The sequence below is a fragment of the Bradyrhizobium sp. genome, from assembly GCF_036009065.1.
In the GTDB taxonomy this organism is placed as follows: domain Bacteria; phylum Pseudomonadota; class Alphaproteobacteria; order Rhizobiales; family Xanthobacteraceae; genus Bradyrhizobium.
Map to the genome: position 1 here is coordinate 1 of NZ_DASYMN010000042.1, position 8446 is coordinate 8446.

9 protein-coding genes and 1 pseudogene are annotated in these 8446 nt (G+C 63.5%); 5 read left to right on the forward strand and 5 right to left on the reverse strand.

All coding sequences use genetic code 11. The features are described from left to right. The coding region (locus tag VGP39_RS03020) for an ATP-dependent RecD-like DNA helicase (RefSeq protein ID WP_327566625.1) at positions 1 to 1024 on the forward strand (1024 nt) is incomplete at its 5' end. A 118-nt stretch (positions 1025 to 1142) separates the two neighbouring features. On the opposite strand, the gene VGP39_RS03025 is transcribed toward VGP39_RS03020, so the two are convergent. After that, positions 1143 to 2219, reverse strand: coding sequence for a flavodoxin family protein (locus VGP39_RS03025; protein WP_327566626.1), 1077 nt, complete (start codon positions 2217 to 2219; stop codon positions 1143 to 1145). 259 nt (positions 2220 to 2478) lie between these two features. Between VGP39_RS03025 and msrA the strand changes: the two genes are divergently transcribed. From msrA to VGP39_RS03045, 4 genes are all read left to right on the forward strand, one after another. Next, on the forward strand, positions 2479 to 3195 hold the full coding sequence (gene msrA / locus VGP39_RS03030) for a peptide-methionine (S)-S-oxide reductase MsrA (protein ID WP_327566627.1): 717 nt from the start codon (positions 2479 to 2481) through the stop codon (positions 3193 to 3195). A gap of 19 nt (positions 3196 to 3214) precedes the next feature. After that, positions 3215 to 3622: a peptide-methionine (R)-S-oxide reductase MsrB gene (msrB, locus tag VGP39_RS03035; RefSeq protein WP_327566628.1), complete on the forward strand. Its 408-nt coding sequence runs from the start codon at positions 3215 to 3217 to the stop codon at positions 3620 to 3622. 155 nt (positions 3623 to 3777) lie between these two features. Then, positions 3778 to 3942, forward strand: a complete 165-nt coding sequence (locus tag VGP39_RS03040) for a DUF3309 family protein (protein ID WP_327566629.1) — start codon at positions 3778 to 3780, stop codon at positions 3940 to 3942. A 210-nt stretch (positions 3943 to 4152) separates the two neighbouring features. Further along, entirely contained in the window at positions 4153 to 4446 is a 294-nt protein-coding gene (locus VGP39_RS03045; RefSeq protein ID WP_327566630.1) for a hypothetical protein, read from the forward strand. A 75-nt stretch (positions 4447 to 4521) separates the two neighbouring features. On the opposite strand, the gene VGP39_RS03050 is transcribed toward VGP39_RS03045, so the two are convergent. From VGP39_RS03050 to VGP39_RS03065, 4 genes and pseudogenes are all read right to left on the reverse strand, one after another. After that, a complete protein-coding gene (locus VGP39_RS03050; protein WP_327566631.1) occupies positions 4522 to 5052 on the reverse strand; it encodes a DUF4112 domain-containing protein in 531 nt (176 codons plus the stop codon). 45 nt (positions 5053 to 5097) lie between these two features. Continuing rightward, positions 5098 to 5507: pseudogene (locus tag VGP39_RS03055) on the reverse strand (peptidoglycan recognition protein family protein); the annotation flags it as partial. Between the two features lie 987 nt (positions 5508 to 6494). Further along, complete coding sequence (locus tag VGP39_RS03060) at positions 6495 to 8066, reverse strand: hypothetical protein (RefSeq protein WP_327566632.1); 1572 nt, start codon at positions 8064 to 8066, stop codon at positions 6495 to 6497. 35 nt (positions 8067 to 8101) lie between these two features. Then, on the reverse strand, positions 8102 to 8446 hold a 345-nt coding region (locus tag VGP39_RS03065; protein WP_327566633.1), incomplete at its 5' end, for an adenylosuccinate synthetase.

The following is an 8446-nucleotide window of genomic DNA, read 5'->3' on the forward strand; positions in this document are numbered from 1 at the left end:
GTTCCGGCTGTTCGGCTATGCCGGCACCGGCAAGACCACGCTGGCGCGGCACATCGCCGACGGCGTCAGCGGCGAGGTCAAGTTTGCAGCCTTCACCGGCAAGGCCGCTTTGGTGATGCGCAGCAAGGGCTGCGACAACGCTTCCACCATTCATTCGCTGATCTATCGCGCGCGCGAATCCGGCGTCGAGCAGCCGAGTTTTGAGCTATGGGACGACGCGCCGGCGTCCAAGGCAAAACTGATCGTGATCGACGAATGCTCGATGGTGGACGCGGAAATGGGCCGTGACCTGATGTCGTTCGAATGCCCGCTGCTGGTGCTCGGGGATCCCGCACAGCTGCCGCCGATCGCGGGCGGCGGCTTCTTCACCGACTGCGAGCCCGACGCGATGCTGACCGAGGTGCATCGCCAGGCGCAGGACGATCCGATCGTGCGGATGTCGATGGACGTGCGCGAGGGCCGCGAGCTCGATATCGGCCGTTACGGCGAAAGCCAGGTGGTGTCGCGCGCCGAACTCGATCCGGACCGCGTCATGAGCGCCGACCAGGTGCTGGTCGGCCGCAACAATACCAGGCGCGCCTACAACATGCGGGTGCGGCAGAAGCAGAACATCGAGGATCCGTTGCCGGTGGCCGGCGACAAGCTGGTCTGCCTGCGCAACAACCGCAAGAAGGGCCTGTTCAATGGCGGCCTCTGGCGGGTGAAATCGCGCACGGCATCGCGATCGAAATCGCGCATCCTCGGCCTGCGGCTGTCGCCGGATGAAGACACAGGCTTCAAGGTCACAAAAGTCTCGGTTCGAACCGATTGCTTCGAGGGCGGCGTCGACAAACTGCCGTGGGAACAGCGCAAGCCGTACGACGAATTCGATTACGGTTATGTGCTCACGGTGCACAAATCGCAGGGCTCGCAGTGGGACGACGTGGTGCTGTTCGACGAAAGTTTTGCATTTCAGGACAGCCGCGCGCGGTGGCTCTACACCGGCATTACCCGGGCGGCGAAGCGGCTGAGCGTGGTGGTGTAATAAACAAACGACGCCGTCATACGCGGGCTTGACCCGCGTATCCATCTGTCTTCGCAAAAAGCGCTTTTTCGAAGCGGATGGATGGCCGGGTCAAGCCCGGCCATGACGACTTCCGTCGTCACTTCGGATTTGGATCGACCAGTCCCTTGCTCGGCTCTTCGTATTTTCCGGCCCGCCGCAGCAGCACCGCTTTGCCGAGTGCGCGGGCAACGTTGCGTAGGTCTTCCTGAAACGCCTCATCCTTATCGAGCGCCTGATGCGACGTCGCATACGGCTCCATGTAGCCGATGTAGCCATCGGCCTCGCTCATGCCCCCCGCCGAGATCAGCGACATGTCGGTGAGCCAGTCGACCAGCGAGCGCCGCAGCGTTTCCGCGCCGACGCTGTCGCCATGAACGACGACGCCGAAATGCCTTCCCGCAAGATGCCGCGGATACGGCCAACCCTTCAATTCCAGCGCCTTGGCTTCGTCGGGCTTCTTACCATGGGTCGATGTCGGATCGGGATTGCCGCCATCGGCGCAGACCAGCCGGTCGATCATCGCCTTCAACCCGGTCGGTGCGTGATACCAGTTCACCGGCGTCACGATCATGATGCCGTGGGCCGCGATCCACAGCGGATAAATCTCGTTCATCCAGTCGTCAGTCTGGCCCAGCGAATAGTTCGGATAGCAACTGCACGGCCAGTGGCACAGCGGCATCGCGGTCGAGACGCAGGATTTGCAGGGATGGATCTGCTTGCCGAATTCGGAGGTGAGCCTGGAGAGATCGAGAATGTCGACCTCAAATCCCATCTCCTGAAACACCGGCTCGGCCAGCTTGATCAGCCGCCAGGTCTTCGACATTTCGCCAGGACAGGTGTGGTCGCTGCGCGAGGAGCCGTTGATAAGGAGGATGCGCGGGGTCTCGCCGGCATCGTCGTGCCGCCGTTGCGCGGCGAGGATGGCATCGCGCGCCGCCAGCCAGTCCACCGAGAGTTCGTAATCCGGGTCGGCAAAACCCGGTCCTGCCTTGCGCGTCACCGGCGCTTTGCGCGAATGGCTATAGCCATCCCATGCGGCGGCGACGATGGCGTCGAGTTCGCGCTGCAGCGGTTTGAAGGCGGGGTCCTTGAAGCGGCTGCGGTAGCGCTTCTCGAACTCTTCGCGCGACAATTCGACGGAAGGCATTCCCTTGCGGATACCGGCCTGCGCCATCGGACAAATTCCTTAAATAAAAACGACTGAAGCAAAAGGCCGCAGCCGGTTTCCAACGCCGTTCTCCGGGGCTGCGTTCCCTCGATGCTAAGGCCTTGGAAGGGCGCAGGATTTATTCACGAACTCGTGTGTTCAGGGCCGTAACAACAGTCGCGTTGCGGCGTATCTTGCTGCACAGAGGCCTGCTGCCGATTGCGAACCGCCCACTCCGCGTTAAACTGCCGCCAATCCGGCCGCCATCACCGACAAGGACACCCCAATGCGCCGTCACCCATTCAGCCGCCGCTCGCTCTGCGCCGCCATCGGCGCGCTGGCGATCACAGCTTTCGCCGCAGCACCCTCGCGCGCGGCGGAAGACGCCGTGATCATTCCCCCACCTGCTGTTGACGTCCAGGCGTCCGACGGCATCCAGACCGCGGTGATCGCGGGCGGCTGTTTCTGGGGCGTGCAAGGCGTGTTCCAGCACACCGCAGGCATTGTCAACGCGTTGTCCGGTTATGCCGGCGGCAGCAAGGCGACTGCGAGTTACACGATGGTCAGCACCGGGGCGACCAGCCATGCCGAAGCCGTCGAGATCAAATACGACCCGAAGAAGATCACTTACGGAAAAATCCTGCAGATTTTCTTCTCGGTGGCGCACGATCCGACCCAGTTGAACCGTCAGGGCCCGGACTCGGGCACGCAATATCGTTCGGCGATCTTTGCCGCCAATGATGAGCAGAAGAAGGTCGCCGATGCCTATATCACTCAGCTCAACGCCGCCAAAGTCTACAAGAAACCGATCGTGACCAAGGTCGGCCCGCTGGACGGGTTTTATCCGGCCGAAGCGTATCATCAGGACTACCTGACGCTGCACCCGACCCAGCCCTATATTGTGTTCAACGATATCCCGAAGGTCGAAGCTCTGAAGAAGATCTTCGCGGAGAATTACATCGAGAAGCCGACGCTGGTGAGCAATGCCAAGGTTACCAACTGACGGCGGAATAGAGGAACCTATGACCGATACCAAAACCGCAAAGGTTGAAAAGACGGAAGCCGAGTGGCGCAAGGAGTTGACGCCGATGCAGTATGCGGTGCTGCGCGAAAAGGCGACCGAGCGGCCGTTCTCGGGCGAATACGAGCATGAGCACCGCAACGGCACTTACACCTGCGCCGGCTGCGGCCAGACGCTGTTCGAATCCGACGCCAAGTTCGATTCCGGCTGTGGCTGGCCGAGCTTTACCGCGCCCGCGGCCGAGGGCCATGTCGACGAAGAGCGCGACGTCAGCCACGGCATGATCCGGACCGAAGTGCTGTGCTCGAAATGCAATGGCCATCTCGGCCATGTGTTCGAAGATGGTCCCGGGCCGACTGGATTGCGCTACTGCATCAACTCCGCGGCGCTGAAGCTGCAGCCGAAATAACTGGTCCGAAACCGCGTCATGGCCGGCCTTGTCCCGGCCTGACGAGAGGGATGTTTTGGATCGGTCTCTCATGGAACCCGCCCCCGCAATGTGCTTTGCTGGGTTCAAGGCCCGCAGTCGTCATGCGTCGACGTATCGCCCAAAGGGGAATGCGCATGTCGTTCGGCCTGATCCTCATCATCATCCTGATTATCCTGCTGCTGGGCGGCTTCAGCGGCCGTTTCGGCGGCTATGGCTATGGCATGGGCCACCCGGGAATGGGGCTAGGCGGATTGATTTTGGTGGTGCTGATCATCCTGGTGCTGCTCGGCAGGCTCTGAGCCGGCCCATATCACTGAAATCACAGGTTTAATTTCGACCGGCGGCCCCGGGCGCGCGGATTCATCATCTGCTCCGCCAAGAGTCGCATTTCCGCCAAACGAGCCTATATTAGGGTCTGTCCTCGAAATGATCTGCCCGGCCCGCCGCCACTCGGCTGCCCATGGGTTTGCCGTCATTTCCATTGCGTTCTTTCGAGAAGGTTATCCGCCATGGCCGCATTCAGCTACAAGACCAGCGCCGAATTGTTTCCCGCCGCGATCCGCAAGAAGAAACGTGCGGGTTTTGCGTATCGCCGCTTCGACACCGCCGCTGAGGCGGTGCGTTTCGCGATCGAGGAACTGCCGGCGGATTCGCTGAATGGCGCCTACCTGCAGGTCGAGGAAGCACGCTTCGATCAAAACGGCATTCGCACACTGTATGACAGCGCCGAATTTCCGCTGGCGCGCCGCGCTCCCGAACCGCCCGCCGAGGCCGCCACCAGCGACAAGGCCGACGCCGCCTGATCCTTCTTTACCTCTCCCGTAGGGCGAGGGAGCGCGCCGCAGGCGCGGCGCCACGGCGATCAACAACCTCTCCCATCAGAGTCTCGGCTGCTTCTCCAGCCAGCGCTGCAGCAGTTTGACGTTGCGGACGTTGGCGCGGAACATCACGTCGAAGGCGTCGCCGACCAGCGGCACGATACCGACCACGCCATCCAGCGCCACATTACCGAGCATCCGCGTGGTCAGGTGCCAGGGCGCGCCGAGCGCGCGCGCCTCGCTCACTACCCACAGCGAGATCGCCGTGGTGATGATGTCGCCGACCACCGGGATCAATCCGATCAGCCCGTCGATGCCGTAGCGCACATTGGTGCCGGGCACGATGAAGGCGACGTCGAGCAGCTTTGCCAGCGCGTCGAGCCGCGCCAGCCGCTGCTCGCGGGTGAGGTTGCCGAACGGATTGGCCGACGAGCTGCGAAACTCGAACGAGCCCTGGCCAAGCGCGCCCTTGAAGGAGCCTTGTCCAAACGAGCCTTGCCCGAGCGCGCCGCGCCCCAACGTTTCCGCGGGGATCTCGCGTCCCTCCTGGTCGATGATCGGCGCCGTCTTGCGGCGGGTCGGTTGTGTCATGCGCTGTGACATGGGGCTGACGTCCAAAGCTTGCAAGTCTCGAACTCATGGCTGCGCCTGGAACTGCGGCGCGCGCGCCAGCGTCGCAAGGTCGCAGTCTTCGCAACAGCGCGCATCCTTGTAGTCGATCCAGTTGTGCGCAAAGACCCGCTCATCGGTAATGCCATAGCGCGCCTGCAGCACGCGGACGAGAATGCGCCACGCGGCAATCTGTTCCGCGCTCGCAAGCCTCGCCACGTCGGGAAAATGCCGGCGAATTCCACCCCGATCGAATTGCCCTTCAGCGCCTGACGAAAGGTCGGGCGGTTGTCGATGTACTTATTGTCGTTGCGGTTGGCGCCGTCGCCATGAGTCGGGATCGCATCCTCCGGCACCGCCCAATACACCGTGCCGTCGGTTTCCACCCAGACCGTGACGCCGCGCCGGGTCGGGTTTTTCGCCTGCGCCAGCGCGCCCCGGAGAGAGTGTTGTTGCGCATCACACTGCTCCTTGCTCGGGGCAAGCGTCATCGCTGCCCGCAAATTCCTTCACGTGAATGGGGGGGGGTCGGGGGACCTCGCTCTCATGAGAAGAGAGGGAGGCGGAACGCCGAAAGGCGCACCTTGGTAACGGCCGCGGCTTATTTCCCGGATCGCCGGGAAACAGAGGCACACGGCAACGCCTCTCGGCGCTCCACCGCGGCGATTTCTTCGACCTTGGGGCCGCGCTTCCGGCACAGGCGCGAACCGAAGCTCGCCATCCAGGCAGGCTTTCGCCCACCCTTCACCTGCCCCGTCCAGCCATTGAAGGCAGAGCCCCGTAGTGGGCCCGGACGGCTACCCAAGGCCCCCCGAGTGCGCAGGGCACGACCCCCACGCCCGCAGGCGCCGCATCCCGCCCCGCGCTACAAGCGTCCCGGCAACGCCCCTTTAACAGGGACGGGATAGGAAAGAATTTAGTCTACAAGGAAAATATGTCAAGAGGAGAAAGATTAAATTTTTAGGCTAAGGGCGAGAATAGCTATGCTCGATAGATGAATTTATCTGGCCAGGCTTGACCGGCCATGATGACGTTCACGAACTAGCTGAGCGGCGCGAATTGAAGGTATCCGATGCTGTAGATTCCAGAATCCGAAACTGCCTTTCGCAGATTGCACTTCAAACCAGATTTGGACTTACAAAGGACCGGATTCGCGTTTAGATATTCGAGATAACGTTCAAGAAATGCTACAGCTTCACAGATTGCAAGAAGCTGAGCTAGTCAGTCAAGCGAAGCGTTGGTGAAGTCGAAAGACGAAATCAATCGACGGGAAGAAGAATACAAAACACTAGAGGGTCAGGCGATTTCCTGACTGCGGACTCAAGTAGCGTCATTGCCGGGCTAGACCCGGCAATCCATCCCACTTCGCAAGACTCATTTGATCGATGGATACGCGGGTCAAGCCCGCGTATGACGGCGGAGAATCACTCCCCCCACGCCGCGAACGCATCGCCGAATGCGCGCTCGCCGGGGGCGCCTTTTTCGATGGCGATGATGGCGCGGCGCTGGTTGGCGTAGACCAGCGGTATGTCGAACCACGAGCGTTCCTTCAGCAGCTGCAGGTTGCGCGCGCGGTCGCTGTCGACGTTGGACAGGCCGACCAGGAAGAAGCCTTCGGTGACTTTCACCGCGAGCCCCGCGAGCGGGGTGCCGCGCGCCTGCTCGTTGGATTTCATCAAGATGCCGGGCACGTTGCCGACGCCGCCGCCGTCGAAATTCTGCGGCAGGATGAAGGTCAGTTCCGCGGTGTGGCTGGCCGGCAGCGATGAGTCGGTGTTGCGGCGGAACGACATCGTCATCTTGAACTTGCGCTCGGGGATGTCGATGTCGGCCCGCACCGCGAGATCGCCCTTCTGGTTGCCGGTGCCCTTGATCGCTTCGGTGCGCCACACCACCGTGCCGACATATTGCTTGCCCTTGGGGTCGGCGGGATCCTCGTCATACAGCACCACGCGTTGCGCCACCGGCGCTACCGTCTCCGAGGAGGACGGCTGGCCGACGCGGTCGGCGATCTTCGGCTTGGGCGCCGGCGTGGTTGTGTCCTTCGGCGCTTCGACCACCGCCGAGGGTTTCAGCATCTGGCGCACCATTGAGACCAGCGCAGGTCCCCACAGGATTGCGGCGCCGGCGAGGATCAGCACGATGCCGACGGCGATCGCGCTCTTGAACGGAAAACTGCCGCCGCGTGGCGCGCGCGGGGCCTTCTTGTTCTTGTCGGCTGCGGGACGCGGACGCGGCGCAGGCTGGTCCGGCGGCGGGGTCCAGCGCGCGGCTTCCTCGGCCGATTCGTCATAGGAATACGGCAGATCCGGATCGGCGCCCCGGTTCTCCATGCTCGGCTCGAGCCGGTCGAACTCCGGGGTGGGCGAGGGGACGTTGGCATAGGTTTTTCGCGCCGAGCGGCTGGCCTGCGCGGCGGCGCGGCCGAGATCGTCGGCGTCGGCGGCGATGTCGCGAAAGCCGCGCACGCCCGGCGCCTGTGGCGGCGCGGCGGCGTCGGGACGGCGCGGCGGGCCCGGTCGGTCGCGGGCCGGCGGCAGCGCCGGGTCCTGTATGCCGACCGCCGGCTGCGGGGGCTGCGGGGATTGCGGCCGCGGCGGCGGCTGGTTCGGAGCGGGCGGCGGTTCGGGCCGGAGATTACGTTGTGGCGGCGGCGGGGCGGCCGGCTGGCGCGCGCGCGGTGGCGGCGACGGTTCGCCGGGCTTAGCGGCGCTGGCGCGCGCGGTGCCGGCGCGGAACGCATCGCCGGCCCGGGACCCTGCCCGCGAGGCCTCGCGCGCGCGCTGCGCGGCCTCGGATTCGACCTTGCGCACCGCTTCTTCCAGCGACAGACGCTCGCGGGTGATTTCGGATTCGGACAGCGGCGGCTGCACACCGCGCAGCTGCGCGATCAGCGCCGCGCGCGCCCGCTCATACAGCGCGCGCCGCTGCTCGCCGGGGGCACTGGCATCCAGTCCGGCAATGGCGCGGGCGATCAGCGGGTAGTAATCAGCCATATCTCTCTATCTGGACGCTTTCCGGTAATATCGCGTTAAGCCTCGAATGGGTTCTGTACCAGAATAGTATCCTCGCGTTCAGGGCTGGTGGAAAGCAGCGCAATTGGGCAACCGACCAATTCCTCGACCCGGCGGGCGTATTTAATGGCCTGGGCCGGCAAATCCGCCCACGAGCGGGCATTGGCGGTCGGCTCCTTCCAGCCCTCGATGGTCTCATAGATCGGCTCGACCCGCGACTGCGCGCCCTCGCCGGCCGGCAGATGGTCGATTTCGCGCCCGTCCAGCCGGTAGCCGGTACACACCTGGATGGTATCGAAACCATCGAGAATATCGAGCTTTGTCAGCGCCAGGCCGTTGATGCCGCAGGTCCGCACGGTCTG

What these genes read in the sequence shown, in the direction of transcription:
- VGP39_RS03045 (WP_327566630.1), top strand. Translation starts at nt 4,153, where the DNA reads ATGGCCGCATTCAGCTACAAGACCAGCGCCGAATTGTTTCCCGCCGCG.
- VGP39_RS03050 (WP_327566631.1), bottom strand. Translation starts at nt 5,052, where the DNA reads ATGACACAACCGACCCGCCGCAAGACGGCGCCGATCATCGACCAGGAG.
- VGP39_RS03060 (WP_327566632.1), bottom strand. Translation starts at nt 8,066, where the DNA reads ATGGCTGATTACTACCCGCTGATCGCCCGCGCCATTGCCGGACTGGAT.
- msrB (WP_327566628.1), top strand. Translation starts at nt 3,215, where the DNA reads ATGACCGATACCAAAACCGCAAAGGTTGAAAAGACGGAAGCCGAGTGG.
- VGP39_RS03040 (WP_327566629.1), top strand. Translation starts at nt 3,778, where the DNA reads ATGTCGTTCGGCCTGATCCTCATCATCATCCTGATTATCCTGCTGCTG.
- msrA (WP_327566627.1), top strand. Translation starts at nt 2,479, where the DNA reads ATGCGCCGTCACCCATTCAGCCGCCGCTCGCTCTGCGCCGCCATCGGC.
- VGP39_RS03025 (WP_327566626.1), bottom strand. Translation starts at nt 2,219, where the DNA reads ATGGCGCAGGCCGGTATCCGCAAGGGAATGCCTTCCGTCGAATTGTCG.